32 protein-coding genes and 4 tRNA genes are annotated in these 25,095 nt (G+C 71.2%); 9 read left to right on the top strand and 27 right to left on the bottom strand.

The window, feature by feature from the left end; genetic code table 11:
• Positions 1-7: 7 nt before the first annotated feature.
• The 5 genes from KG111_RS02300 to rplJ form a co-directional block, all read right to left on the bottom strand.
• Positions 8-835 (bottom strand): MlaE family ABC transporter permease, encoded by an 828-nt coding sequence (locus tag KG111_RS02300; RefSeq protein WP_205292258.1) that lies wholly within the window; start codon positions 833-835, stop codon positions 8-10.
• 7 nt (positions 836-842) lie between these two features.
• Complete coding sequence (locus KG111_RS02295; RefSeq protein WP_205292259.1) at positions 843-1,625, bottom strand: MlaE family ABC transporter permease; 783 nt, start codon at positions 1,623-1,625, stop codon at positions 843-845.
• Positions 1,626-1,634: 9 nt separating this feature from the next.
• Positions 1,635-2,588, bottom strand: a complete 954-nt coding sequence (locus KG111_RS02290; protein ID WP_205292260.1) for an ABC transporter ATP-binding protein — start codon at positions 2,586-2,588, stop codon at positions 1,635-1,637.
• 242 nt (positions 2,589-2,830) lie between these two features.
• Complete coding sequence (gene rplL, locus KG111_RS02285; protein ID WP_205292261.1) at positions 2,831-3,220, bottom strand: 50S ribosomal protein L7/L12; 390 nt, start codon at positions 3,218-3,220, stop codon at positions 2,831-2,833.
• A 77-nt stretch (positions 3,221-3,297) separates the two neighbouring features.
• Positions 3,298-3,951, bottom strand: coding sequence for a 50S ribosomal protein L10 (gene rplJ / locus KG111_RS02280; RefSeq protein ID WP_205292262.1), 654 nt, complete (start codon positions 3,949-3,951; stop codon positions 3,298-3,300).
• A 255-nt stretch (positions 3,952-4,206) separates the two neighbouring features.
• Here rplJ and KG111_RS02275 point away from each other — a divergent pair, with 255 nt between their 5' ends.
• Complete coding sequence (locus KG111_RS02275) at positions 4,207-5,490, top strand: aspartate aminotransferase type Ic (RefSeq protein ID WP_249666268.1); 1,284 nt, start codon at positions 4,207-4,209, stop codon at positions 5,488-5,490.
• Positions 5,491-5,708: 218 nt separating this feature from the next.
• On the opposite strand, the gene rplA is transcribed toward KG111_RS02275, so the two are convergent.
• From rplA to KG111_RS02250, 5 genes are all read right to left on the bottom strand, one after another.
• Positions 5,709-6,422 (bottom strand): 50S ribosomal protein L1, encoded by a 714-nt coding sequence (gene rplA, locus KG111_RS02270; protein WP_205292264.1) that lies wholly within the window; start codon positions 6,420-6,422, stop codon positions 5,709-5,711.
• Between the two features lie 64 nt (positions 6,423-6,486).
• A complete protein-coding gene (gene rplK / locus KG111_RS02265; protein ID WP_205292265.1) occupies positions 6,487-6,915 on the bottom strand; it encodes a 50S ribosomal protein L11 in 429 nt (142 codons plus the stop codon).
• 232 nt (positions 6,916-7,147) lie between these two features.
• A complete protein-coding gene (gene nusG / locus KG111_RS02260) occupies positions 7,148-7,978 on the bottom strand; it encodes a transcription termination/antitermination protein NusG (RefSeq protein WP_249666267.1) in 831 nt (276 codons plus the stop codon).
• A 47-nt stretch (positions 7,979-8,025) separates the two neighbouring features.
• Positions 8,026-8,295, bottom strand: coding sequence for a preprotein translocase subunit SecE (gene secE, locus KG111_RS02255; protein WP_205292267.1), 270 nt, complete (start codon positions 8,293-8,295; stop codon positions 8,026-8,028).
• A gap of 65 nt (positions 8,296-8,360) precedes the next feature.
• A tRNA-Trp gene (locus tag KG111_RS02250) sits at positions 8,361-8,433 on the bottom strand.
• Between the two features lie 197 nt (positions 8,434-8,630).
• On the opposite strand from KG111_RS02250, the gene KG111_RS02245 reads away from it, so the two are divergent.
• Together KG111_RS02245 and KG111_RS02240 are read left to right on the top strand one after the other, a co-directional pair.
• Entirely contained in the window at positions 8,631-9,650 is a 1,020-nt protein-coding gene (locus KG111_RS02245; RefSeq protein ID WP_205292268.1) for an adenosine deaminase, read from the top strand.
• A 51-nt stretch (positions 9,651-9,701) separates the two neighbouring features.
• On the top strand, positions 9,702-10,199 hold the full coding sequence (locus KG111_RS02240) for a DUF4190 domain-containing protein (protein WP_205292269.1): 498 nt from the start codon (positions 9,702-9,704) through the stop codon (positions 10,197-10,199).
• 18 nt (positions 10,200-10,217) lie between these two features.
• Here the strand turns inward: KG111_RS02240 and KG111_RS02235 are convergent, their stop codons facing one another.
• The 10 genes from KG111_RS02235 to KG111_RS02190 form a co-directional block, all read right to left on the bottom strand.
• Positions 10,218-11,327, bottom strand: coding sequence for a UDP-N-acetylmuramate dehydrogenase (locus KG111_RS02235; protein ID WP_249666266.1), 1,110 nt, complete (start codon positions 11,325-11,327; stop codon positions 10,218-10,220).
• Entirely contained in the window at positions 11,320-11,727 is a 408-nt protein-coding gene (locus KG111_RS02230) for a MaoC/PaaZ C-terminal domain-containing protein (RefSeq protein WP_205292271.1), read from the bottom strand. Before KG111_RS02230 ends, KG111_RS02235 begins: the two co-directional genes overlap by 8 nt.
• Positions 11,724-12,131, bottom strand: coding sequence for an FAS1-like dehydratase domain-containing protein (locus KG111_RS02225; RefSeq protein WP_205292272.1), 408 nt, complete (start codon positions 12,129-12,131; stop codon positions 11,724-11,726). The genes KG111_RS02230 and KG111_RS02225 overlap by 4 nt, the downstream gene beginning before the upstream one ends.
• Positions 12,132-12,235: 104 nt before the next feature.
• Positions 12,236-12,406 (bottom strand): 50S ribosomal protein L33, encoded by a 171-nt coding sequence (gene rpmG, locus KG111_RS02220; RefSeq protein ID WP_028654832.1) that lies wholly within the window; start codon positions 12,404-12,406, stop codon positions 12,236-12,238.
• 98 nt (positions 12,407-12,504) lie between these two features.
• A tRNA-Met gene (locus KG111_RS02215) sits at positions 12,505-12,578 on the bottom strand.
• Between the two features lie 50 nt (positions 12,579-12,628).
• A tRNA-Thr gene (locus tag KG111_RS02210) sits at positions 12,629-12,701 on the bottom strand.
• Positions 12,702-12,752: 51 nt separating this feature from the next.
• Positions 12,753-14,147, bottom strand: a complete 1,395-nt coding sequence (locus KG111_RS02205) for an amidase (RefSeq protein ID WP_205292273.1) — start codon at positions 14,145-14,147, stop codon at positions 12,753-12,755.
• A 38-nt stretch (positions 14,148-14,185) separates the two neighbouring features.
• Positions 14,186-14,911, bottom strand: a complete 726-nt coding sequence (locus tag KG111_RS02200; protein ID WP_205292274.1) for an LrgB family protein — start codon at positions 14,909-14,911, stop codon at positions 14,186-14,188.
• Positions 14,908-15,315 (bottom strand): CidA/LrgA family protein, encoded by a 408-nt coding sequence (locus KG111_RS02195; protein WP_205292275.1) that lies wholly within the window; start codon positions 15,313-15,315, stop codon positions 14,908-14,910. The genes KG111_RS02200 and KG111_RS02195 overlap by 4 nt, the downstream gene beginning before the upstream one ends.
• Before the next feature lie 7 nt (positions 15,316-15,322).
• Positions 15,323-16,324 (bottom strand): pirin family protein, encoded by a 1,002-nt coding sequence (locus KG111_RS02190; protein WP_213450024.1) that lies wholly within the window; start codon positions 16,322-16,324, stop codon positions 15,323-15,325.
• Between the two features lie 519 nt (positions 16,325-16,843).
• On the opposite strand from KG111_RS02190, the gene KG111_RS02185 reads away from it, so the two are divergent.
• The 3 genes from KG111_RS02185 to KG111_RS02175 all read left to right on the top strand — a co-directional run bounded on the left by KG111_RS02185 (position 16,844) and on the right by KG111_RS02175 (position 18,604).
• Entirely contained in the window at positions 16,844-17,434 is a 591-nt protein-coding gene (locus tag KG111_RS02185) for a hypothetical protein (protein ID WP_213450023.1), read from the top strand.
• Between the two features lie 117 nt (positions 17,435-17,551).
• Positions 17,552-18,019, top strand: a complete 468-nt coding sequence (locus KG111_RS02180; protein ID WP_205292278.1) for a nitroreductase family deazaflavin-dependent oxidoreductase — start codon at positions 17,552-17,554, stop codon at positions 18,017-18,019.
• Positions 18,020-18,103: 84 nt separating this feature from the next.
• Complete coding sequence (locus KG111_RS02175; RefSeq protein WP_205292279.1) at positions 18,104-18,604, top strand: hypothetical protein; 501 nt, start codon at positions 18,104-18,106, stop codon at positions 18,602-18,604.
• Between the two features lie 31 nt (positions 18,605-18,635).
• Here the strand turns inward: KG111_RS02175 and KG111_RS02170 are convergent, their stop codons facing one another.
• The gene (locus KG111_RS02170; protein ID WP_205292280.1) at positions 18,636-18,785 is read right to left on the bottom strand and encodes a hypothetical protein; all 150 of its coding nucleotides are present in this window, start codon (positions 18,783-18,785) and stop codon (positions 18,636-18,638) included.
• Positions 18,786-18,852: 67 nt separating this feature from the next.
• Entirely contained in the window at positions 18,853-19,308 is a 456-nt protein-coding gene (locus KG111_RS02165) for a MarR family winged helix-turn-helix transcriptional regulator (RefSeq protein ID WP_249666265.1), read from the bottom strand.
• Positions 19,309-19,368: 60 nt separating this feature from the next.
• Between KG111_RS02165 and KG111_RS02160 the strand changes: the two genes are divergently transcribed.
• Positions 19,369-19,734: a hypothetical protein gene (locus KG111_RS02160; protein ID WP_205292281.1), complete on the top strand. Its 366-nt coding sequence runs from the start codon at positions 19,369-19,371 to the stop codon at positions 19,732-19,734.
• A gap of 101 nt (positions 19,735-19,835) precedes the next feature.
• Here KG111_RS02160 and KG111_RS02155 read toward each other — a convergent pair.
• Positions 19,836-19,917, bottom strand: a tRNA-Tyr gene (locus KG111_RS02155).
• Positions 19,918-20,025: 108 nt separating this feature from the next.
• Between KG111_RS02155 and KG111_RS02150 the strand changes: the two genes are divergently transcribed.
• Both KG111_RS02150 and KG111_RS02145 read left to right on the top strand, forming a co-directional pair.
• Positions 20,026-20,517: a YajQ family cyclic di-GMP-binding protein gene (locus tag KG111_RS02150; RefSeq protein WP_205292282.1), complete on the top strand. Its 492-nt coding sequence runs from the start codon at positions 20,026-20,028 to the stop codon at positions 20,515-20,517.
• A 4-nt stretch (positions 20,518-20,521) separates the two neighbouring features.
• The gene (locus tag KG111_RS02145) at positions 20,522-21,280 is read left to right on the top strand and encodes a lytic transglycosylase domain-containing protein (protein WP_249666264.1); all 759 of its coding nucleotides are present in this window, start codon (positions 20,522-20,524) and stop codon (positions 21,278-21,280) included.
• A 79-nt stretch (positions 21,281-21,359) separates the two neighbouring features.
• Here the strand turns inward: KG111_RS02145 and KG111_RS02140 are convergent, their stop codons facing one another.
• From KG111_RS02140 to KG111_RS02125, 4 genes are read right to left on the bottom strand one after another with little or no spacing between them, the layout of a single operon-like run.
• Positions 21,360-22,349, bottom strand: coding sequence for a sulfate/molybdate ABC transporter ATP-binding protein (locus tag KG111_RS02140; protein WP_205292283.1), 990 nt, complete (start codon positions 22,347-22,349; stop codon positions 21,360-21,362).
• Positions 22,346-23,194, bottom strand: coding sequence for a sulfate ABC transporter permease (locus KG111_RS02135; protein ID WP_205292284.1), 849 nt, complete (start codon positions 23,192-23,194; stop codon positions 22,346-22,348). Before KG111_RS02135 ends, KG111_RS02140 begins: the two co-directional genes overlap by 4 nt.
• The gene (gene cysT / locus KG111_RS02130) at positions 23,187-24,035 is read right to left on the bottom strand and encodes a sulfate ABC transporter permease subunit CysT (protein WP_205292285.1); all 849 of its coding nucleotides are present in this window, start codon (positions 24,033-24,035) and stop codon (positions 23,187-23,189) included. Before cysT ends, KG111_RS02135 begins: the two co-directional genes overlap by 8 nt.
• Positions 24,036-24,042: 7 nt before the next feature.
• The gene (locus KG111_RS02125; RefSeq protein WP_205292286.1) at positions 24,043-25,074 is read right to left on the bottom strand and encodes an extracellular solute-binding protein; all 1,032 of its coding nucleotides are present in this window, start codon (positions 25,072-25,074) and stop codon (positions 24,043-24,045) included.
• Between the last annotated feature and the right edge of the window lie 21 nt (positions 25,075-25,095).

The raw sequence follows: 25,095 nt of genomic DNA, 5'->3' as shown, positions 1-25,095 counted from the left end.
CGCGCGCTCACCCCGCCAGCCTCACCGTCGTCGAGGCACCCCAGATGGCCATCGACAGGAACAGGTCGATCACGTTGATCGCCACGATGCTGGTCCGCACCGCCTTGCCCACCGCGGTGCCCACACCGGCGGGACCGCCGGAGGCCGTGTACCCGTGGTAGCAGTGGATCAGGATGACCACGACAGCGAACACGAGCACCTTGCCGAAGGACCACAGCACGTCGCCGGGTGGCAGGAACTGGTTGAAGTAGTGGTCGTAGGTCCCGGTGGACTGCCCGTAGATCTGCGTGACCACCAACCGGCTCGCGACGTACGACGACAACAGCCCGACGACGTAGAGCGGGACGATCGCGATCAGTCCACCGACCACGCGGGTGGTGACCAGGAACGGCATCGACGGGATCGCCATCACCTCGACGGCGTCGATCTCCTCGGAGATCCGCATCGCGCCGAGCTGGGCGGTGAACCCGCAGCCCACCGTCGCGGCGAGCGCGATGCCTGCGACCAGCGGTGCGATCTCGCGGGTGTTGAAGTAGGCGGACACGAACCCGGCGAAGGCTGCGGTGCCGAGCTGGTTCAGCGCGGCGTAGCCGGAGAGCCCGACCTGGGCGCCGGTGAAGAACGTCATCCCGACGATGACGCCCACGGTGCCGCCGATGACGGCGAGGGCACCCGAGCCGAGGGTGACCTCGGCCAGGATCCGCATGATCTCGCGCGGGTAGCGCCGCACGGAGCGCGGCAGGGCGATGAGCACCTTCAGGTAGAAGGACAGCTCGTGGCCGAGGTTGTCGAGGCTCTTGAGGGGACGGTCGTAGACCGCCTTGAGGTTTGCCATGTCCGCCTCAGCCCGTCTTCGGAGGAACGATCTCGAGGTAGATCGTGCTCAGGGTGAAGTTGACGACGAACAGCAGCAGGAACGTGATCACGACGGACTCGTTGACAGCGTCTCCGACGCCCTTGGGGCCACCGGCGGCGTTCATGCCCTTGTAGGCGGCGACGACGGCGGCGATGAGGCCGAACACGAGGGCCTTGAGCATGCCGATCCACACGTCGGGCAGGTGGGCCAGGGCGGTGAAGCTGGCGAGGTAGGCACCGGGCGTGCCGTCCTGCAGGATCACGTTGAACACGTAGCCGCCGGCGACGCCGACGACGCTGACCATGCCGTTGAGGAAGACCGCGACGAGCATGCAGGCCAGGACCCGGGGCACCACGAGGCGCTGGATCGGGTCGATGCCCAGCACCATCATCGCGTCGAGCTCTTCACGGATCTTGCGGGCGCCGAGGTCGGCGGCGATGGCCGATCCGCCGGCCCCGGCGATCAGCAGTGCCGTGGCGATGGGCCCGGCCTGCTGGATGACGGCGAGCACCGACGCGGCGCCGGTGAACGACTGCGCGCCGAACTGCTTGATGAGGCCGCCGACCTGCAGCGCGATGACCGCGCCGAAGGGGATGGCGACGAGGGCGGTGGGGATGATCGTGACCGACGCGATGAACCAGGCCTGCTGGATGAACTCCCGCATCTGGAAGGGGCGGCGGAAGAGCGCGCGCCCCACGTCCAGGGCGAATGCGAAGAGGTTGCCAGCAGTGCCGATCGGCCTGAGCACCCGAGCAGCGGTGGAGGACAAGGAGTGACCTCAGACGCTCGTCTGGTGCTCGGCCTCGCGGGTGAAAGACCCGGGAGGCGGTGTCACCCCGTTCTCGCGGCACCACGCGCCCGGCTCCCGCTGGCTGCGGCGCGGGATCCCGTTCGAGGGCTCCAGCTGCAGCGGGATGGGCGGCAGCGGCGGCAGGTCGATGTCCTTCTCCGCAGCCAGCTGGTCGGCGTCCTTCTCCTCGGACATGCCGATCGGGCCGACCGTCTGGGCGTTGAGGAACTGCCGCACCACGGGCTCGTCCGAGGACAGCAGCATCTCGCGCGGGCCGTACATGGCGAGGTGCTTGTGGTAGAGCAGGCCGATGTTGTCCGGCACGACCCGGACGCTGTGCACGTCGTGGGTCACGATCAGGAAGGTGGCCTCGATCTGCGCGTTGAGGTCGATGAAGAGCTGGTTGATGAACGAGGTGCGCACCGGGTCCAGGCCCGAGTCGGGCTCGTCGATCAGCAGGATCTCCGGGTCCAGCACGAGCGCCCGGGCGAGACCGGCGCGCTTGCGCATGCCGCCGGAGATCTCGCCGGGGAGCTTCATCTCGGCGCCGAGCAGACCGACGAGGTCCATCTTCTCCATGACGATGTCGCGGATCTGCGACTCGGTCTTCTTGGTGTGCTCGCGCAGCGGGAAGGCGACGTTGTCGTAGAGGTTCATCGAGCCGAACATGGCGCCGTCCTGGAACAGCACGCCGAAGAGCTTGCGGATCTCGTAGAGCTCCTTCTCGGAGCAGGAGGCGATGTCGGTGCCCTCGATGATGATCGAGCCCTCGTCGGGCTTCACCAGGCCGATGAGCGCCTTGAGGAAGACGGACTTGCCGGTACCGGACGGACCCAGCATCACGGAGACCTCGCCGGCCGGCAGCGTCAGCGACACGTCACGCCAGATGAGCTGCTTGCCGAAGCTCTTCGTCAGGTTCTGCACCGCGACGTCGACGCCCATGTTGTCTCTCCCTCACGACTCATTGCCCACCGCGCCAGCTCCCCCGGACGGCTGCGTGGGATCAACGTGCGAGTGTGCCGCACGTTACGCAGGCCTGGTGGCCCGGATCACTCCGGGGCCGGATCCCGGGCAGACCGTACCCGGTGGTAGCAACTTTGAGAAGGGCGGTCGAAAAAGGCACGAGGCCGGTGGAGCCATTGGCTCCACCGGCCTCGCCGGGGATCGCTTGGTTCAGCGAACCGTCACTTGAGGGTGACGGTGGCGCCGGCGCCCTCGAGGGACTCCTTGGCCTTGTCCGCGGCCTCCTTGGTGACCTTCTCGAGGATCGCCTTCGGGGCGGACTCCACGAGGTCCTTGGCCTCCTTGAGGCCGAGGGAGGTCAGCGCGCGGACCTCCTTGATGACGTTGATCTTCTTGTCGCCGGCCGACTCGAGGATCACGTCGAACTCGTCCTGGACGGCAGCGGCGTCGTCGCCCGCGGCACCGCCGGCGGCGGGAGCAGCGGCAACGGCAACGGGAGCGGCGGCGGTGACGCCGAAGGTCTCCTCGAACTGCTTCACGAACTCGGAGAGCTCGATGAGGGTCATCTCCTTGAACGCGTCGAGGAGCTCGTCGGTGGTGAGCTTCGCCATGGTGGCGTGTCCTTTCTCAGTTGGTCTGACCGCGTACGCGAGCAGACCGGGTTTCAGGTGGTGTACGTCGGCCTGGATCAGGCGTCGGTGGACTCGGCGGCCTCGTCGGCAGCAGCCTCGGCGGCCGCGGGGGCCTCCTCGGCGGCAGCGTCCTCAGCGGCCGGGGTCTCCTCGGCAGCGGCCGGCGTACCGGCACCACCTGCGAGGATCGAGGGGTCCTCCTGCGCCTTCGCCTCCAGGGCGCCGGCGAGCCGGGCAGCCTGGGCGAGCGGGGCGTTGAGGAGGTAGACGGCCTGGCTGAGCGAAGCGAGCATCGCGCCCGCCAGCTTGCCCAGGAGCACCTCACGCGACTCGAGATCGGCCAGCTTGGCGATCTCGGAGGCGTCGAGGAGGTTGCCGTCCAGAACGCCGCCCTTGATGACAAGGGCGGGGTTCGCCTTGGCAAAGTCACGCAGACCCTTGGCCGCCTCGACCACGTCGCCCTGGATGAAGGCGATAGCGGTCGGACCAGTCAGCAGGTCGTCGAAGCCATCGATGCCCGCCTCCTTGGCGGCGATCTTGGCCAGCGTGTTCTTGACCACGGCGTAGCTTGCGTTCGCACCGAGGGAGCGGCGAAGGTCCTGCAGCTCCTTGACGGTGAGACCGCGGTACTCGGTCAGCACAGCGCCAGCGGCACCACTGAAAGACTCAGTGATCTCCGCGACGGCGGCCTGCTTGTCTGCCCGCGCCATGGGTCTCCTTCCGGATGGGGACCGTCGCGACGACTCCGAGACGACAAGAGCCCTGAGCGCAGGCGCTCAGGGCTCGGACCTCGCGCGTCGCAAGACGCGCTGGCTTTGCTCTGATCCCCTACGCAGGACGCCCGCTTCGCGGAACCTTCGGTCCGGACTGGCAGTCCGGACGACCGGCGGTCTTAAGGTTTCAGTGACTCACCCTACGGCGGTGCCGGACCTGCGGCCAAATCGTCGATGCGGCACGATGGGCCTGTGACCAGCACTCCCGCCCCGTTGTCCACCCTGTCCGCCGAGGACCTGGCCGCGCGCCTGAGCGCGGCGCGTGCCGACTACGAGTCGCTGAAGGAGGCCGGGCTCAAGCTCGACCTGACGCGGGGCAAGCCCGGCGCCGACCAGCTCGACCTGTCCAACGGGCTGCTGGGCCTGCCCACGACGTACCGCTCGGCCGACGGCACCGACCTGCGCAACTACGGCGGGCTGGACGGGCTGCCGGAGCTGCGCGCGATCTTCGCCGACCTCCTCGCCGTGGACGTCGCCAGCATCGTGGCCGGCGGCAACTCCAGCCTGACGCTGATGCACCAGGCGCTCACCGCGATGCTGCTCAAGGGCGGGCCGGACTCGCCGCGGCCGTGGAAGGACGAGCCGGTCGTGCGGTTCGTGTGCCCGGTGCCCGGCTACGACCGTCACTTCACCATGCTCGCCGAGCTGGGCATCGAGATGGTCAGCGTGCCGATGAACGCCGACGGCCCGGACGTCGAGGCGGTCCGTGCCCTCGTCACCGACGACCCGTCCGTCAAGGGGATGTGGATCGTGCCGACGTACGCCAACCCGACGGGGGCGACCTGCTCCCCCGAAGTGGCCGAGGCGCTGATGTCGATGCCCACCGCCGCCCCGGACTTCCGGGTGCTGTGGGACAACGCCTACGCGGTGCACCACCTCACCGACGAGGAGACCGTCAGCGCCGACGCGCTCGGTCTGGCCGCGGCCGCGGGCAACCCCAACCGGCCGATCCTGTTCGCCTCGACCTCCAAGATCACCTTCGCCGGCGCCGGCGTGGCCGTGCTCGCGACGTCGCCGGAGAACCGGGCCTGGTACCTGCAGCGCCTCGGCTTCGCCTCGATCGGCCCGGACAAGCTCAACCAGCTGCGGCACGTGGAGTTCTTCACCGACGCCGACGGCGTGCGCGCGCACATGCGCAAGCACCGCGACCTGATCGCCCCGAAGTTCGGCGCCGTCGAGGACGCCCTCGCCTCCCGCCTCGACGGGCTGGGGATCGCCCGGTGGAGCGCGCCGACCGGCGGCTACTTCGTGAACCTCGACGTGCTCGACGGCACCGCCACCCGGGTCGTCGCCCTGGCCAAGGAGGCGGGCATCGCGCTCACCCCCGCCGGCTCGGCCTTCCCGTACGGCAACGACCCCGACGACCGCAACATCCGGCTGGCGCCCACCTTCCCGGTGCTGTCCGAGGTGCAGGCCGCCATGGCCGGCGTCGCGGTCTGCGTCGAGCTGGCGGCGCTGGAGAAGCTGAGCGCCTGAGCGTCGCTGCTCGCCGCCGGCTGTCTCAGCCGGCGGCGGTGAACGGGCGCAGCCGCAGCGTGCTCAACATGCCGACGTCTCCTCGGGCGGCACCGGACCGAGGAGACGTCGCACCCGCGTCAGCCTAGGCGCGCGGTCCGCGGGTCCGCGCCGGGATGCACGAACGCCCGCCGCTCCACAGGGGAGCGACGGGCGTCGTGGCGAGGATGGGGAGAGGCTCAGGCCTCGTCCTGCTCCGTGACGTTCTTGATGCGGTTGGGGTCGACCTGGACCCCGGGGCCCATCGTGGTGGAGACGGTGACCTTCTTCAGGTACCGGCCCTTGGAGCTGGCGGGCTTGAGCCGCAGCACCTCGTCGAGCGCCGCCTCGTAGTTCTCCGCGAGCTGGGTCTCGGAGAAGGACGCCTTGCCGATGATGAAGTGCAGGTTGGCGTGGCGGTCGACGCGGAACTCGATCTTGCCGCCCTTGATGTCGGTCACGGCCTTGGCCGGGTCCGGGGTGACGGTGCCGACCTTGGGGTTCGGCATGAGGCCACGGGGACCGAGCACGCGGCCGAGGCGGCCGACCTTGCCCATCAGGTCCGGGGTGGCGACCACGGCATCGAAGTCGGTCCAGCCGCCGGCGACCTTCTCGATCAGGTCGTCGCTGCCGACGAAGTCCGCGCCGGCCTCACGGGCGGCCTCGGCCTTGTCCCCGTTCGCGAAGACGAGGACGCGGGCGGTCTTGCCGGTGCCGTGGGGCAGGTTGACGGTGCCGCGCACCATCTGGTCGGCCTTGCGGGGGTCGACACCGAGACGGAACACGACGTCCACGGTCTCGTCGAACTTCTTCTTGCTGGTCGACTTGGCGATCTTGATCGCGGCCAGCGGCGTGTAGAGCTCGTTCTTGTCGAACGTCTCCGCAGCCGCGCGGTAGGTCTTGCTGCGCTGCATGGTGGTTCCTTTGGATAGAAGAGGAGGTGTGGTCAGCGGGCCAGCGCGGCCCTTCCACGATGTGTCAGTCGACGGTGACGCCCATGGAGCGGGCGGTGCCCTCCACGATCTTCATGGCGGCGTCGATGTCGTTGGCGTTGAGGTCGGGGAGCTTGGTCGTGGCGATCTCGCGCACCTGGTCCTTGGTCAGCTTGCCGACCTTCTCCTTGTGCGGGACGCCCGAGCCCTTCTTGAGGCCGGCGGCCTTCTTGATCAGCTCCGCGGCCGGCGGGGTCTTCGTGATGAAGGTGAAGGACCGGTCCTCGTAGATGGTGATCTCGACCGGGATCACGTTGCCGCGCATGGACTCCGTCTGGGCGTTGTACGCCTTGCAGAACTCCATGATGTTGACGCCGTGCGGACCGAGCGCGGTACCGACCGGCGGGGCCGGCGTGGCCGCCCCGGCCTGCAGCTGCACCTTGACCAGTGCGGCGATCTTCTTCTTCGGAGGCATTCCTATCTCTTTCTCTCGTGGTCATGACGAGGGCGCGGACGCCCTCTGCCACCTGCATCACCCGGCCTCGACCGGGCAACCTGGACATTGTTCCCCCAACTCCCGCCCCAGCGCGAATCGACGCCGGCGGGCATGGGGCCGGCGCGCGGCGGCGCCGGAAACGCGAGAGCCGGCCGCGAGCAGTGCTCGCGCCCGGCTCGGCGCTGTCATCGGCCGGGGCCGACGAGGGAGCTCAGACCCGCTGGACCTGGCTGAAGCTCAGCTCGACCGGGGTCTCGCGGCCGAAGATCTCGACCAGCGCCTTGACCCGCTGGGCCTCCGCGTTGATCTCGGTGATCGTGGCGTGCAGCGTGGCGAACGCACCGTCCACGATGAGCACGGAGTCGTTGACGTCGAAGTCGGCGACCTCGATCGGCTTCTTGGCGGTCGGCTTGGCGGTGGCACCACCCGAGGCCGCGGCGGCCTCGGCCTCGGCGGCAGCGGCGGTGACGACGGCCGGGGCGAGCATCTTCTCGACCTCGTCCATGCTCAGCGGCACCGGCTGGTGGCTGTGGCCGACGAACCCGGTCACCGACGGCGTGTGCCGCACGGCGGCCCAGGACTCGTCCGTGAGGTCCATCCGGACCAGGACGTAGCCGGGCAGCACGGTGCGCTTGACCATCTTGCGCTGACCGTTCTTGATCTCCGCGACCTCTTCGGTGGGGACCACGATCTCGTGGATGTAGTCCTCCATGTTGAGGGAGTGGATCCGGTTCTCCAGGTTCTGCTTCACCCGGTTCTCCATGCCGGAGTAGGTGTGCACCACGAACCAGTCACCAGGCTTGGCCCACAGCTCGCGGCGGAACGCCTCGAGCGGGTCCTCGTCGGCGGCCTCGGCCGCGACCTCGTCCTCGACGTCGTCGGCGGAGTCGTCAGCCTCGGCGTCGGTGTCGGGGTCGGCAGCGTGCGACGTCTCGTCGCCGGCCTCGGGGGCCTCGTCGGTGACGTCGGCGGTCTCGACGTCCTCGCCGCCGGTCGCGAACGTCTCGTCGCTCTCCGGGGCCGGGTCGTACTGCTCAGTCACGTGCTGCTCCATCAGTTGTTCGAGTGGTGTGAACGGGTCGGGCCCGCTCAGATGTCGTCGGCGCCCGTGAAGACCTCGAAGGCCAGCTTGCCGAAGCCAAGGTCGAGCACCGAGACGATGGCGATCATGACGAGCACGAACGCCAGGACGACGAAGAAGTAGGTGACCAGCTGCTCGCGGGTGGGGTAGACCACCTTGCGAAGCTCGGCGACCACCTGGCGGTAGAAGGTGACCGGACCGGTGCGCTTCTCGGGCTGCTTGCCGCCCGGAGCGTCCTTGCGGCCGCCGACCGCGGGAGCGTCCGACACGTTGCTCACCCTCTCCGTCCACCTCGTGGCGCGGCCGCCGGGGACGACGTCCGCTTCTTCATCTGTCCATCTTGCAGGGCACGAGGGACTTGAACCCCCAACCTTCGGTTTTGGAGACCGATGCTCTGCCAGTTGAGCTAGTGCCCTCCGTGGCTTCCTCCCCGGCTCTGGGACCCTCTTCAGGGCACGCTTCGAGCTCGGGGACGAACCACCAGGGGTGGAGTCTACGCACGGGCTCGCGGCAGCTCCAATCGCAGGGGCCGTCGGCGCGCCCGACCCCGGCGCCGGCCAGGCCCGGCGGTGACGCAGTGAGCGGCCGCTGACCGCCCCTTTACGATGACGGCGTGCGGGACCTCCATGCGTTGCCCAAGGCTCATCTCCACCTGCACTTCACGGGATCGATGCGCCACTCGACGCTGCTGGAGCTCGCCGAGCGCGACGGCATCCGGTTGCCCGACGCCCTGGTCTCCCAGTGGCCGCCGCAGCTGCGCGCGGACGACGAGAAGGGCTGGTTCCGCTTCCAGCGGCTCTACGACATCGCCCGGTCGGTGCTGCGCACCGAGGACGACGTACGACGCCTCGTGCTGGAGGCCGCCGAGGACGACGTCGCGGACGGTGGCCGCTGGCTGGAGATCCAGGTGGACCCCAGCGGCTACGGGGCACGGTTCGGCGGCATCACGCCGTTCGTGGACCTGGTGCTGGACGCGGTGCGCGAGGCCTCCGCGCGCACCGGCCTGGGCATCGCGCTGGTGATCGCGGCGAACCGGACCCGGCACCCGCTCGACGCACGCACCCTGGCCCGGCTCGCGGCGCAGTACGCCGGGCGGGGCGTGGTCGGCTTCGGGCTCTCCAACGACGAGCGGCGCGGGGAGACCGGGGACTTCGCTCCGGCCTTCGCGATCGCCGAGCGCGCCGGCCTGCTGCTGGTGCCGCACGGTGGCGAGCTGCGCGGACCCGAGCACGTGCGCACCTGCCTGGACGCGCTGCACGCCGGCCGGCTGGGCCACGGCGTGCGTGCCGCGGAGGACCCGGCGCTGCTCGAGCGGATCGTCGAGGCCGGTGTGGCGCTCGAGGTGTGCCCGGTCTCCAACGTCGCGCTCGGGGTCTACACCGACCTGACCTCGGTGCCGCTGCCGGTGCTGCTGGAGGCCGGCGCGACCGTGGCCCTGGGCGCCGACGACCCGCTGCTCTTCGGCTCCCGGCTGGCGGCGCAGTACGCCACGATGCGCGCCGCGCACGACCTCGACGACGAGCGGCTCGCCGAGCTGGCCCGGATGTCGCTGCGGGCCAGCCGGGCACCCTCCGACGTCCTGGCCGCCGGGCTGGCCGACATCGACGCCTGGCTCGCCGCGCCGCCGGCCTGAGCGAGGGCGGGCACTGGTTTCGCCCACCGGGTCCTTGGGAGACTGGTCCCCATGAGCGACCAGGAGCCGGCGAGCCAGCAGCGCCCTGAGGGGCAGACGCCCCCGCCGGTGCCGCCCGGCCCGGTGTTCTCGCCGTACGAGGCACCGGCGTACGGCGACGTCGCGCCCGAGCCGCCGGCGGCACCGCTCACGTCCCACCCGGCGTCCCACCCGGCGTCGTACCCGGCGCCGCAGTACCTGGCACACCCCGGAGCCCCGGCGCACCCGCTGGCCGTGACCGCGCTGGTGCTGGGGATCCTCGGCCTCGCCGGCCTGGTGCTGGCACCGCTGTTGGGCCTGACCTTCGTGCTCGTGGTGTGCTCTCCGGTCGCGATCGTGCTGGGCGCGCGGGCCAAGCGTCAGATCCGGCAGCAGCCCGGCTACGGCGGCGAGACGATGGCCGCCACCGGCTTCTGGCTCGGCATCGCCGGCACGGTGCTGGGCGCCATCGGCGTGCTGCTGCTGCTGGCGTTCATCGCGTTCATCGCGTCCCTGTTCGCCGCGGCCTGAGGCCCGGAGAACCGCCGCTCAGAGCGCGCAGCCCACCGTGACGGGCTCGTTGACCAGCTCGATGCCGAACGCCGCCCTGACGCCCTCACGCACCTCTCTGGCCAGGTCCAGCAGGTCGGCGGTGCTCGCGCCGCCGCGGTTGGTCAGCGCCAGGGTGTGCTTGGTGGACAGCGAGACCCGCGCGCCCGGGCGGTCCAGGCCGTGGCCCTTGGCGAAGCCGGCGTGCTCGATGAGCCAGGCCGCGCTGGTCTTCACCCGCCCGTCGGGCTGGGGGTACGACGGAGCGCCGGCCGGCACCCGGTCGGGCTCCACGAAGGGGTTGGTGAAGAACGACCCGGCGCTCCACGTGTCGTGGTCGGCGGCGTCCAGGACCATGCCCTTGCCGCGGCGCAGGCCGAGAACCGCGGCGCGGACCTCGCCCAGCGGGGCCCGCTGACCGACCTCGACGCCGAGCGTGCGGGCCAGCTCGGCGTAGGCCACGGGCGCCGAGGCGGCGTGCTCGCCGGGACCGCCGACGGGCGGGGCGAAGCGGAAGGTGACCTCCAGGACGACGTGGCGCGAGCCCCAGGCGTCGTACCGGTCGGCCTTGAAGCGGGAGTGCCGGTAGCCGAAGCGGCACTCGGCGCCGGTGAAGGTGCGCTCGCCGCGCAGGGTGCGGTCCCACACCCGGACGCGGGCGATCGTCTGGGCGACCTCCTGGCCGTAGGCGCCGACGTTCTGCACGGGGGTGGCGCCGACCGTGCCGGGGATGCCGGACAGCGCCTCGACGCCGGCCCAGCCCTCGGCGACGGCGCGGGCGACGAAGCCGTCCCAGTCCTCGCCGGCGGCGACCGTCACCTCGACAGAGCCGTCGACAGAGCCCCCGACGGAGCCTTCCGCGGCGAGCTCGACCCGCACGCCGCCGCCGGTGGCGTGCACGACGGTGCCCGGGAAGCCCTCGTCGGCGACGACGAGGTTGCTGCCGCCACCGACCACCAGGACCGCCTCGCCGGCGGCGTCGGCGGCCGCGACCGCCTGCGCGAGCTCCTCGGGCGTGGTGGCGGCGACGTAGCGGCCGGCGGGGCCGCCCAGGCGCAGCGTGGTGAGGTCGGCCAGACGGGGGCCGGGCGTCGAGGGCTGCTCAGGCACGGACGGTGGCCCTCGGCGCACCCAGCACCTTGGCGTCGGCGGAGGTGACCTGCAGGGTGAGCGGGACGAGGCCCTCGTCGGTTCGCTCCCCCACCGTGCCGGAGACCTCGATCCGGGCGGCGCCCTTCGCAGGCACCACCACGGGGGCGACGAACTTGGCGCCGAGGTCGACGACCTCCGCACCGCCGGTCCACTCGGCGATGGCGCGGCCCAGCAGGCCCAGGGTGTACATGCCGTGGGCGATCACGCCGGGCAGGCCGACGGCCAGGGCGACCTCCTCGTCGACGTGGATCGGGTTGTGGTCCCCGCTGGCCTCCGCGTAGGCGACCAGGTCGGCGCGGGTGATGTCGAACACGAGGGGCTCCAGCACGGTGCCGGCCTCCAGCGCGACGGCGCTCATGCGGCCACCTCCCCGCGGTGCACGAGGGTCGCGGCGGCGGTCACCACGAGCTCGCCGGCGGCGTCGGTGACGTCGCTGGTGGTGGTGATGATGTCGTTGCCGCCGATCGAGCGGACCTTGGCCACCCGCATCGTCGCCGTCAGCTCGTCGCCGACCGCGACCGGGCGGACGTAGCTGAACCGCTGGTCGCCGTGCACGATCCGGGACAGGTCGACCTGCTCGGCCGCCAGGAAGTCCTGGAGCGCGGCGAATGTCACGACGATCGGGTAGGTCGGCGGCACCGGCGAGGAGCCGTCGAAGGGCACCCCGAGCGAGGCGGCGAAGGCACCGACGGAGTCGGCGGTGACCCGGTGGGGTGCGGTCGGGGGGAACTCTCGCCCGGCGAGGGAGGCGTCGATCGGCATGGGCTCAGCCTAGGAGGCCCGAGAACGGCGGCAGCCCGCGGTCCCGGTGAGGGGACCGCGGGCTGCGGAGCGCTCGTGCGCCGGCGTTCGTCGGACGCGCTGGGTCAGCGGGTCTCGCGGTGCGCGGTGTGCTTGCGGCAGCGCGGGCAGAACTTCGACAGCTCGATGCGGTCGGGGTCGTTGCGCCGGTTCTTCTTCGTGATGTAGTTGCGCTCCTTGCAGTCCACGCAGGCGAGCGTGATCTTGGGGCGAACGTCAGAGCTCTTGCTGGCCACGGGAAGTCCTTCTACTGCTGTGTGTGGGGTACTGCCGGGAAGTTCGTACCTGGCGAAGTTCCTACCACTCGGTGCAACTTCGTCTTCGTGATCTGGCGTAGCGGGGGCGGGACTCGAACCCGCGACACCACGATTATGAGCCGTGTGCTCTAACCACCTGAGCTACCCCGCCAGGGGTCAGGGCGCCCGATCCGCCGTCGCGGATCGGGCCCTCGTTCCCAGAGCCCCTTTACGGAATCGAACCGTAGACCTTCTCCTTACCATGGAGACGCTCTGCCGACTGAGCTAAAGGGGCAACGCCGCAGAACCATACACAAGCCCTGTGGCCATACGAAATCGAGGGCGATCAGCCCTGGATCCGGGCGAATCCGCAGGCCTCCTCGAGCTCGTAGGCGAGCTCGATCAGGAGGGCCTCGGCCCCCGACTGGGCACCGAACATGACCCCCTGCGGGAGGCCCGTCGAGGTCCTCGCCAGGGGCAGCGAGATGGCCGGTGCGCCGGTCACGTTCTGCCACGGCGTGAACGCCACCCAGTCGAGCAGCCGCTGCAGGACGACCTCGTAGTCGAGGGTCGGGTCGAGGTGGCCCACCAGCGGCGTGGCGGTGGCGACGGTGGGGGTCAGCGCGACGTCGTACTTGGCGTAGTAGAGCTCCGCGGCGGCCTCCGTGCGCCTCAACCGGGCGATCGCCCCGGGCAGGCGGTGCAGGTTGCGTCGCGCGTGCCGGGCCAGGCCGAGGGTCAGGTTGTCGTGCCGGGAGCGGTCCCAGCTCGAGCCGTGCACCAGCCGGCCCGAGCTGAGCAGGGCGAGCGACAGCGACGCCCAGTAGAGCAGGAAGTCGTCGGGGAAGCTGGCCGGCACGGGCGCGTCGGTCTCGGTCACGGCGTGGCCCAGGTCCTCCAGCTGCGCGGCGACCTGGTGCACCAGCGCGGTGGTCTCGGCGTCCGCGCCGCGGTCCACGCCGGTGGTGTTCAACGCGATCCGCAGCCGCCGGCGCAGCGGCCGGGTGAGGTCCCCGATCGGCGGCAGGGCCAACGGCCGGTAGCGCCGCTCGGCCTCCCGGTAGAACGCCGCGGTGTCGCGCACCGTGCGGGTCAGCACGCCGTCGGAGACGATGCGGATCGGCTGGTCGCGGTGCACCCGGTCCTGCGCCAGCCGGCCGCGGGTGGGCTTGAGCCCGACCAGCCCGTTGACCGACGCCGGGATCCGGATGGAGCCGCCGCCGTCGTTGGCGTGGGCGATGGGCACCGCGCCCCCGGCGACGAGCACGGCCGCACCGGAGCTGGACGCGCCGGCGGTCCGCTCGGGGTCCCACGGGCTGCGCACGGGCCCGAGCCGGGGGTGCTCCGCAGCGGCGCTGAAGCCGTACTCCGAGAGCTGGCTCTTGCCGAGCGCGACCAGTCCGGTGCCCAGGTACATGTCGGCAAAATCACCGTTGCGCTTCGCCGGGCGCGGGGCCCAGGCGTCGGTCCCGGCCCCGGTGGGCATCCCGGCCACGTCCACGTTGTCCTTGACCACGGTCGGCACGCCCGCGAAGAACCCGTCCGTGCCCGTGGCCGCCTGTCCGCGGGCCCGGTCGTAGGCGCGGTAGGCCATCGGGTTCAGCTCGGCCAGCCGCTCGGTGCGGGCGATGGCAGCCTCGACCACCTCCACGGCGCCGATCCGGCGGCTGGCGAGCTGCTCGGCGAGGCCGACCGCATCGAGGTCGGCCAGGACGTCGTCGGTGAAGGCGTGCACGCGCATCCGGTCAACCTAGCCGCTGCCGCTCAGCGGTCCGGGGCTCAGAACAGCAGCAGCGCGAGCAGCGGGACGAGCACGCTGATGGCCAGCGCGGTCAGCCCCATGCCGAGGCCGGCGAAGGCGCCCTCGGTCTCGTCCTCCCGCAGCATCCGGGAGGCGCCCACGCCGTGCGAGACGGCCCCGACGGCAAGCCCGCGGGCACGCCGGTCGCGCACCCGCGCCAGGTCCAGCAGCGCGGGCCCGGCGATGGCCCCGACGATGCCGATGATGATCGCGAACACCGCGGCGAGTGGCCCGATGCCGCCGAGCGACTCCGACACCGCGATCGCCACCGGCGTGGTCGCGGCCTTGGTGCCCAGCGTGCGCTCCAGCGAGTCGCCGGCGCCCAGGGCACGGGCGAGCAGCACCGCGGAGACGATCGAGACCACCGCGCCCACGATGATCGCGACCAGCATCGGCACCACGAAGCCGCGCAGCCGGGCGGCCTGGCGGTGCAGCGGGATCGCCAGCGCGACGGTCGCCGGGCCCAGCCAGAACGCGATCAGCTCGGTGGCCCGCCGGTAGTCCGGGTACTCCACGCCGAGTACCCCGATCGCGACGGCCACCACGACGACGCAGACCAGCACCGGCTGCGCCAGCGCATGCCCACCGGTACGGCGCTGCAGCCAGCGCCCCAGCTGGTAGCCGCCCAGCGTCAGCGCCAGCAGCCCCAGCGGCGAGCGCAGCACCTCCAGCACGGCCTCGCCCGCCTCGGCGAGCCCGCTCATCGCGCTCCCCCGGACGACTCCAGCGGCGGCTCCAGGGGCGGCTCCCCGAGGTCGTCGCGCCGCTTGCCGAGCAGCCGCTCCAGGGCCACCGCGGTCCAGGCGACCACCAGCAGCCCGAGCACCCAGGAGCCGAGCATCGCCACCGTGATCGGCACCGCCTCGCGCCCCAGCAGGGCGAGGTAGGCGACCACGCCCACCCCGGCCGGGACGAAGAACAGCTGCAGGTGCCGCAGCAGCGCGGTGCCGGCCCGGACGATGGGGCCCTCGTCGTACGAGCGCAGGCGGAGGAGGCAGAACAGCAGCAGCATCCCCACGACCGGTCCGGGGACAGGGACGTCGAGCACCCGCACCACCACCTCGCCGACGAGCTGGAAGACGACCAGCCAGGTGAGACCGAGGATCATCGAGCGCTCACCGGCGCTCCTTCAGCCGGGCGTTGGGCAGCGGCGGCGCCGGGATCGGTCGCCGCGGCTGCCCCGGTACGATGCCGAAGAGCCCCGGCGCGACCAGCCGGCCGTCCGTGACCACCTCGCCGGTGGCCGGGTCGGTGACCTGCGTCTGCCACGCCTCGCGGTAGGCGACGACCTCCTCGTGGCTGCGCCCCACGAAGTTCCACCACATCACGATCGACTCGGCGAACGGTGGGCCGCCGATCAGCAGCAGCCGGGCGCCGTCCGGGCCGGCGACGAGCTCGAGGTCGCTGCGTCCCGGCGGCACGTAGGCCAGGTCGGCCACGGAGGCGTCGAGGCCTGCGACCCGGACCGCTCCCCGGTCCACGAGCACGCCGTGCTCGAAGGTGGCGTCCACCGCCGGCTCGAGCCGGGCGCCGGGCTCCAGGAGGATCTCGACGCCGAGCAGCGGGGTGAAGGTGTGCACCGGCGAGGTCTCGCCCAGCAGCGAGCCGAGGAACACCCGGGCCGTCCAGCCCTCACCGGAGACCGGCTCCGGTGCGTGGTGCTCGAAGCCGGGGTCGGTGTCGCGGTGCGCGTCGGGCAGCGCCACCCACAGCTGGGCACCGTGCAGCACCGTGGTGCTCGGCAGGGAGATCTCGGAGTGGCTGATGCCGCGGCCCGCGGTCATCAGGTTGACCTCGCCGGGGCGCACGACGGCGACGTTGCCGGCGCTGTCGCGGTGCTCGATCTCGCCGGTGAACAACCAGCTCACGGTCTGCAGGCCGGTGTGCGGGTGCGGGGCGACGACCATCCCGCCGGTCTCGGCGACCTCGTCGGGGCCGTAGTGGTCGAGGAAGCACCACGCGCCGATCAGCGAGCGTTGCCGCTGCGGCAGCGTGCGTCGTACCAGCATCGCGCGGGGACCGCCCAGCGGCACGGCACGCGGCACCATCAGCTCGACGTCGGCGGCCGGCCGCCCGGCGCACTCGACCTCCTGGGGCCGTGCCTCCGGATTGCTCATCGTCCTCGCCTCTCCCCCGGCTCGCGCGCCGCTCTCCGCGCGCCCTCCCGCCATCTTCGCTGGCGGACGGTCGGCGGGCACGGCCGGCCCGCGGGAGGACTGCGGACAGGACCACAGACAGGACCATGGAGAGGGGTGGTTGAAACCGGCCAGGACGGGGAATCAGGGCCGCGGCGCCTGCTCGGGAGGCACCCCGGGGACGGCGGGAACCACCGTCGCCAAGCCCCGAGATTGGCACTACATTGCCGCCACGTCCCGGTGCGGCCCACGCACCACGGAGCCAAGGAGACACCCATGTCCTACAACCAGCCCCCTCCTCCGGGCGGACCAGGAGCACCTCTTCCGCCTCCCCCGCCCGGCGGCGGCTGGGGCGCACCCCCGCCCGGTGGCGGCTACGGCGGGCCTCCGCCCGGTAGCGGGTACGGCGGCCCTCCCCAGGGTGGCGGCTACGGCGCAGCGCCGCGGGGCTGGGACCTCGGGGCGGCGGTCGGCTATGCCTGGGCCAAGTTCCAGGCGAACATGGCGCAGCTCGTCCTGGCCGCGCTCGGCCTGTTCGCGGCGTTGCTCGTCGTCGGCATCGTCGGGTTCGCCGTGGTGGGCGCGCTGACCAGCTGGAGCACGCCCGGCATCGTCGTCCTGATGCTCAACGCGGCCGTCTCCGGCGCGCTGATCCTGGTGATGACGGTGATCAACGCCGGCCTGATCCGCGGCGCCCTGGGCATCACCGAGGGCCGTCCGTTCCAGGCCGCGGAGGCCTTCAAGTTCGACGACGTGGGCCGGGTCCTGGGCACCGCCGTCCTGGTCGGTGCGGGCACGATGGTGGGCTTCATCCTCTGCTACCTGCCGGGCATCCTGTTCGCCTTCGTGTCCACATACGCGCTGTACTTCGCCATCGACAAGCGCCTCTCGCCGGTCGACTCGATCAAGGCGAGCTTCGAGCTGGTGAAGAACAACCTCGGCAACGCCCTGGTCTGGTACCTCGTCGGGGGCCTCATCGGCGGCGCCGGGACGATCCTGTGCGGCATCGGCATCATCTTCACGCTGCCGATCATGCTGATCGGCACGGCGTACACCTACAAGGTGCTCACCGGGCAGCCGGTCGCTCCCTGACGGCTCACGCCGCGACCGCGAAGCCCACGACGGGGCGTCCTCCCACGAGGAGGGCGCCCCGTCGACGTTGTCCGGACGGGCCCGCGGGAACGACGGGTTTCCCCTAGGGTGCGCGGCATGGGCCTGCTCACCCCGATCGCGATCAAGCTCGGTTCCTACTCGTGGATGCCCGGGCTGCTGCCCCAGATCACGTGGACCGACAAGCACCTGCAGCGGCTGACCCGCGGCCGGGTCAGCATGGTCGGCATCGCCGGCCTGCCGAGCCTGCTGCTGACGGTCAAGGGCCGCAAGAGCGGCATCCCGCGCACGACACCGCTGCTGTGCGTGCCCTGGCAGGGCGGGTGGCTGATCGCAGGCTCCTCGTTCGGCGCGCCGAAGCCGCCGATCTGGTCGGCGAACCTGCGCGCCGCCGAGACCGTCGAGATCGTCTACAACCGGCGTCCCTACACCTGCCGGTGGCGCGAGCTCACCGGTGAGGAGAAGGACCGGGCCTGGGCGCACATGACCACGGTGTGGCCCAACTACGACAAGTACACCGAGTGGACCGACCGGGTGATCCCGGTCTTCCTCCTCACCCCCGCCTGAGCCCGACCCCGCGCCCCTGGAGCGCGCCGGGCCGCCGGTAAACCGGGAGGATTGAGGCGCGGGGGGCGGGGAAGGAAGGGCGCCGTGGCCCGCTACTTCCTCTTCGTGATCGGAATCCTGCTCATCTGGCTGACCGGGCTCTCGGGCGCCCCCGTCGAGGACGCCGAGGACTTCGACCGGCTGCGCGCCGACGGGGTGCGCAGCAAGGGCGTGGTCACCGAGATCCGCGAGCGCGAGGTCACCGAGCGGAGCCGGCGCAGCTCCACCACCCGCACGGTGTACTGCCCCGACGTGCGCTACACGCTCGACGGGGTCGAGCAGTCCCTGGTCGAGCTGGAGGACTGCGACGGCTGGGAGGTGGGTGACGAGGTCACGGTGCTGAGTGACCCGAAGGGCGAGCTGCTCACGCACCTGGACACCGACGACGTGCGCTCGTCCCTGGCCGAGGACCGGCGCAGCTTCAACCTCGGCCAGTGGGTCGGCTGGATCTCGCTGGTGTCCAGCTCGATCGTCATCGTGCTGGGCTGGCGCTCCCGGCTGCTGGCCCGGCGCTCCCGGCAGCGCGAGCAGGTGTCGCGGACCTGAGACACCGTCTGCGCCGCGGAGCAGGCGTTGCTCAGGACGCAGTGGCCTCCTCGTGGCCGCAACGCGGGCAGACCCACCGGGCGGGGTCGGGGTCGGGGTCGGGGTCCGGTCCGGACAGCGGCGCGGGGTCCATCGCCGAGCCGCACTCTGCACAGGTCGTCGGGTTCACAGGTGCCTCCATGCCCTGACGGTAGGCAGCCGGCGGCAGGGCATACCGGTAGGTCCCGGGCCGACTGCCGGCCGGCACGTCAGCGCTTCGCTGCCTCGATCACCCGGGTCAGCCGACGGTGCAGGTCCATGAGCTCGTCGATCGGCACGCCGAGCCGCTCCACGATGCCGGCCGGGATGTCCTCGGCCTTCGCGCGCAGGGCACGTCCCTGCTCGGTGAGCGAGACCGCCAGCGCCCGCTCGTCATCGGGGTCGCGCTCGCGCCGCACGAAGCCGGCGGCCTCCAACCGCTTCAGCAGCGGGGAGAGCGTGCCGGGGTCGAGCTCGAGCAGCCGGGAGAGCTCAGAGACCCGTCGCGGCTCCTGCTCCCACAGGCAGAGCATCACCAGGTACTGCGGGTGGGTCAGTCCCAGCGGCTCCAGGAAGGGTCGGTAGAGCGCGACGACGCTGCGGGAAGCGATGGCCAGCGCGAAGCAGACCTGCTGGTCGAGGGCGAGCGGGTTCTCGATCCGGGGGGAATCAGCAGGCGAGGGCACGGTGTTAGCCTAGCAATAGTTGGTGTGCAAACTATTGGCACACCAAGATAGGAGAGCACGATGAGCACCGCCCCGCACACCGCCCCGCAGCCCCAGGCCCGCCGTCGCCGCCACCTGATGGACCCGGCACACCCGGTCCGCCCGGTCGACGACCGGTCCCTGACGCAGGTGCAGCGCTGGGTGATGTCGACGCTGGTGGTGTTCACGGCCGCGCACATGGCAGGTGCCATGGTCTTCGCCGCGATCGAGACGCCCGCCTCGGCGACGGCCGCGCGGATCGGCCTCAACATCATCGCCGGCGCGTTCATGGTGATCGCCGTCGCCGGCGGTCGCGCCATCCACAAGCACAGCCCGCTCACCGCCTGGCTGCTGGTCGCCCCCGCGACCACCGCCCTCGGCCTCTGGCTGACCTTCACCCTCGGCTGAGGACGAGCAGGCCACGAACCGGCCACGGACCGCCCGCGCACCGCAGGCCGCCGGGAATGCGACAGGCCCCCACCGTGAGGCGGGGGCCTGTCTTGTTGCCGTGGCAGATGCAGGATTCGAACCTACGTAGGCAATGCCGGCTGATTTACAGTCAGCTCCCTTTGGCCGCTCGGGCAATCTGCCGGGCTGTCTCCGACCTCAGGAATTGCCACCCTGAGTTGGTTGGCCGGTGACGACGCGAAACAATAGCGCAGTCCTCCCGTCCGACCGAAACCAGCGCAGGTGACAGCCATGGCCGACTCGTCCTTCGACATCGTCAGCAAGATCGACCGTCAGGAGGTCGACAACGCCCTCGGCCAGACCGCCCGCGAGATCGCCACGCGCTTCGACTTCAAGGGCACGGGAGCGAGCATCGAGTGGAAGGGCGAGCAGGCCATCGAGATCGCCGCGTCCGCCGACGACCGCGCGAACGCGGTGCTCAGCGTCTTCCAGGACAAGCTGATCAAGCGCAACCAGTCGCTGAAGATCCTCGACGCCTCCGAGCCGCGCCAGTCCGGGCAGGTCTCGAAGATCTCGATCGCCCTCAAGGAGGGCATCTCCTCCGAGGACGCCAAGAAGATCTCCAAGCTCATCCGCGACGAGGGCCCCAAGGGCGTCAAGGCGCAGATCCAGGGCGACGAGCTGCGGGTGTCGTCGAAGAAGCGCGACGACCTGCAGGCCGTGATCGCGCTGGTGAAGGCCCAGGACCTCGACTTCGCCGTCCAGTTCACGAACTATCGCTGAGCGCGTGGGCACCGAGCGCCTGCGGGGCGCTTCGATCGCGCTCGGCGCGCTCGCCCTCGTCGCCGTAGGCACCGGCATCGCGATGGCGGCCAGCTCCGAACCCGCGCGCCCGGCGTCCCTGAACGGGGGCGTCGTGGTCGTGCAGGCCGAGCCGTCCGCCGTCCCGGCCCCCGCCGCCGGGGCGGGCTCGGGAGCGACGAACCCCTACCAGCCGGCGCCCGAGTGGCTGGACGCCACCGCGCGGTCCACCGGCATCCCGGCCCGAGCGCTGTCCGCCTATGCGGGCGCCCAACTGCGCCTGGCCGAGGAGCAGCCGGGGTGCCGGGTCGGCTGGAACACCCTGGCCGGGATCGGCTGGGTGGAGTCCGGCCACAGCGCCGCCGACGAGACGGTCCTCGGCGCCGACGGACGCAGCGTGCCGGCCGTCCGTGGCCCGGCGCTGGACGGTACGACGTTCGCGGCGATCCGCGACACCGACGGTGGCGCGCTGGACGGCGACACCACCTGGGACCGCGCGGTCGGTCCGCTGCAGTTCATCCCCTCCACGTGGGAGCGTTGGGGGGCCGACGGCGACGGTGACGGGACCGCAGACCCCGACCAGATCGACGACGCGGCGCTCGCCGCGGCGCGCTATCTGTGCCACAGCGGCAACTTGTCGGTCGCCGACACGTGGCGGCGCGCGGTGTTCAGCTACAACCACTCCGACGACTACGTCGCGGCGGTGGCCACGCACGCCAACACCTACGCCTCCCGCGCCCGCTGACCCGCTGACCCGCTGACCCGCTGACCCGCTGACCCGCTGACCCGCTGACCCGCTGACGCAGCGGGCGCCCACCAGTCCCTCAGACCGCGGCGACCTCGACGATCTCGCCCGCGGAGATCGCGGTGGCCCCGACGGCCGGGCTCAGCCACACCCGGGTGCCGACGTCGAGTGCCAGCGCACGGGCGTTGGTGCGCGAGAGCACCACCAGGACGTCCTCGTCCTGACCCTCGACCTGCACGGTGATCCGGACCTCGAAGCCCACCCGTAGGGCGCGCACGATGGTCCCGGCGTACGTCCCGGGCACCGGCGTCACGGTCAGCTCGATGTCGTGCGGGCGCAGCCGCTGGGCCCCCAGGCGGGTCACCTCGCCGAGGAAGCCCATCACGAACTCGTTGGCGGGCTCGTCGTAGAGCTGGTCGGGGGTGCCGATCTGCTCGATGCGGCCCTCGTTGATCACCACGATCTCGTCGGCGACCTCGAGGGCCTCCTCCTGGTCGTGGGTGACGAAGACGGTGGTGACGTGGACGTCCTCGTGCAGGCGGCGCAGCCAGTCGCGAAGCTCCTTGCGGACCTTGGCGTCCAGCGCCCCGAACGGCTCGTCGAGGAGCAGCACGCTGGGCTCGACGGCCAGCGCCCGCGCGAGGGCGAGCCGCTGTCGCTGGCCGCCGGAGAGCTGCGAGGGCAACCGGTGCGCGAACTGGGACAGGTGCACCAGGTCCAGCAGCTCGGCCACCTTCGCCTTGACCTCCGCCTTGGGCCGCTTGCGGATCTCCAGGCCGAAGGCGACGTTCTTGGCGACCGTGAGGTGCTTGAAGACCGCGTAGTGCTGGAACACGAAGCCGACGTTGCGCTTCTGCGGAGGCAGCCGGGTGGCGTCGGTGCCCGCGATCTCCACGGTGCCCGAGTCCGCGGTCTCGAGCCCGGCGATGATGCGCAGCAGCGTGGACTTGCCGCCGCCGCTCGGGCCGAGCAGCGCGGTCAGCTGACCGGTGGGCAGGGAGACGTTGATGTCCTCCAGCGCGACGAAGTCGCCGTACCGCTTGTTGACGCCGTTGATCTGGATGTTCATGCGTGCTCTTCCTTGCGGATGAGGGACACCACCACGAGTGCCAGCACGGAGGCGAGCACGAGGACGAAGGCGGCCGCGTAGGCGGTCGGCTCCTCGTAGTTGGTGTACCGGTTCTGGATGAGGATGGTGGCGGTCTCCCCGCGGTACTCGGCGCCGGGGCTGACGATCTTGACCGCGCCGAACTCGCCGAGGGAGCGGGCCATGCTCAGCACGACCCCGTAGACCACGGCCCACTTGATGCTGGGCAGCGTGATCCGGCGGAACGTCTGCCAGCCGTTGGCCCCCAGGCTGCTGGCGGCCAGCTCGGCGTCGGTGCCGATCTCCTGCAGCACGGGCACGATCTCGCGGATCACCAACGGGAGGCTGACGAAGGCGGTCGCCATGATCAGGCCGGGGGTGGAGCCGATGATGAAGATGCCCGCCGAGGCCAGCGTCTCCCCGAACCAGCCCTGGCCGGTGCTGTAGGCGAGCACGAGGGCCAGGCCGACCACGACCGGGGAGACCGACATCGGCAGGTCGACGAGCACCGAGAGGATCCGTCGGCCGGGGAAGGAGTAGCGGACCAGCAGCAGCGAGATCCCCACGCCGAAGACGGTGTTGATCAGCACCGCCCAGAACGCGCAGGTGGCGGTGAGGGAGAAGGCGTAGCTGACGGTCGGGTCCTGCAGCCGCTCCCAGAAGGCGGCCAGACCGCCCTCGGCACCGCGCTCGATGGGGGCGAAGGTGCGCACGCCGACCTCGTAGAGGGGCCACACCACCAGCACGCCGAGGTAGGCGATGACGCCGATCCGCAGCGCGTAGGTGACCGGACCCTTGCGGTGCCGGGTGGTTCGAGTGTCAGCCACGGCGTGCCACCCTCCGTGAGATCAGGTCGAGCGCGACGATGGTGAGCACGGCGACCGCCAGGAGCAGCACCGCGACCGCGGCCGCACCGGCCTGGTTGTCGCCCTCGATGAACTTGAGGATCTTCAGCGAGGCCACCTCCGTCTGGTACGGCGTGTTGCCCGAGATCAGCACCAGCGAGCCGAACTCGCTGATCGCCCGGGCGAAGCCGAGCGAGGAGCCCGCGGCGATCGCCGGCACCAGGCTGGGCAGGATGATCCGGCGGAACGTCGTGAACCGCGAGGCGCCGAGCGAGGCGGCGGCCTCCTCCACGTCCGCGTCCAGCTCGATGAGCACCGGCTGCACCGTGCGTACGACGAACGGCAGGGTCACGAAGAGCAGGGCGAGGAAGATGCCCTGGCGGGTGTTGACGATGTTGACGCCGACCGGGCTGTCCGGGCCGTAGAGGCTGAGCAGCACGAGGCCCGCCACGATCGTCGGCAGCGCGAACGGGATGTCGATGATGACGTCGAGCACCCGCTTGCCGAAGAACTGGTCGCGCACCAGTACCCAGGCGACCACCGTGCCGAGCACGGCGTTGGCGACAGTGACCAGGGCCGCCTCGATGACGGTCAGGCGGAGCGCGGCGAAGGTCTGGGCGTCGGTGAGCGTGCCCCAGAAGGCGCCCCACCCGCCGGCGGCCGCCGCACCGACGACCGCGGCCAGCGGGAGCATCACCAGGACGCTGAACCACACCAGCGCGAGGCCGAGCCCGACCCGGCTGACCGGCGTGAGACGGAAGAGCCCGCTGGACCGGCTCGAGGTACGAGCCGGTCCAGCCGGGGCGACGAGGGTGTCGGTCACGCCTGCGTCACTTCTGGGTCGCTTCGGCGTACAGCTTGTCGAAGCGCAGCTTGGCGCCGTCCTTGCCGAACCACTCCTCGACGATCGCCGGCCAGCCGCCGAGGTCGGCGGTCGTGTAGAGCTTCTTCGACGGCGCCGGGAACGGGTCGGCCGGGTCGTTGGCGCCGTCCACCTCGATGCCGGAGATGTCGAGGTCGCCGATCGGGCGGAAGCCCTTCTCCACGAACTCGGTCTGGCCCTTCTCGCTGAGCACGAACTCCAGCCAGTCGGTGGCCACCGGGTCGGCGTCCTTGAGCACCGCGCCGGGGTTCTCGATCAGGAAGCTGGTCTCCGGGACGATGTAGTCGAGCTCCTCGCCCTTCTGCTTGGCCAGGATGGCCTCGTTCTCATAGGTGATGAGCACGTTCCCGACGCCCTTCTTGAACGCCTCGGTGGCCTCGCGGCCGCTGGCGGCCCAGCTCGACACGTTCGCGAAGACCTTCTTGAGGTAGGCGTCCGCCTCCTTCTCGCTCTTGCCCTGCGAGAGAGCGTGCGTGTAGAGGGCGAGGATGTTCCAGCGAGCGGCCCCGGAGCTGGCCGGGTCGGCGGTGACGACCTTGACGTCCTTGCGAACCAGGTCGTCCCAGCCCTCGATGCCGAGCGGGTTGCCCTTCTCGACCGCGATCACGGCGATCGAGGCGGAGACGATGCCCTTGTTCGGGCCCGCGTTCCAGTCCTCCGCCACGAGACCGGCGTCGACCAGGCGGGTGACGTCGCTCTCCAGAGAGAAGTGGACGTAGTCGACGTCCTTGCCCTTGGTGTCGGCGACCTTGCGGCTCTGCTCGCCCGACGCGCCGTAGGACCCGGAGAACGTCACGCCCTCGCCGGCGTCGGTCTTGACGAACTCGTCCGCGATGGCGTCGTTGGCCGCCTGCGGGACAGCGAAGCCGTAGATGCCGATGGTGTCGCCGTCCGCACTGCTTCCGCCGGCGCTGGAGCAGGCGGTGAGTGCCAACGCACTCGTCATCACGGCCGTGGCCGCCTTGAGAAGTCGGTTCATTGATCTGTCCTTGGCTTGGAG

The sequence above is a fragment of the Nocardioides faecalis genome, from assembly GCF_018388425.1.
Taxonomy (GTDB): domain Bacteria; phylum Actinomycetota; class Actinomycetes; order Propionibacteriales; family Nocardioidaceae; genus Nocardioides; species Nocardioides faecalis.
The sequence above is the reverse complement of the archived record's forward strand: the minus strand, read 5'-3'. Positions and strand labels throughout refer to the sequence as shown.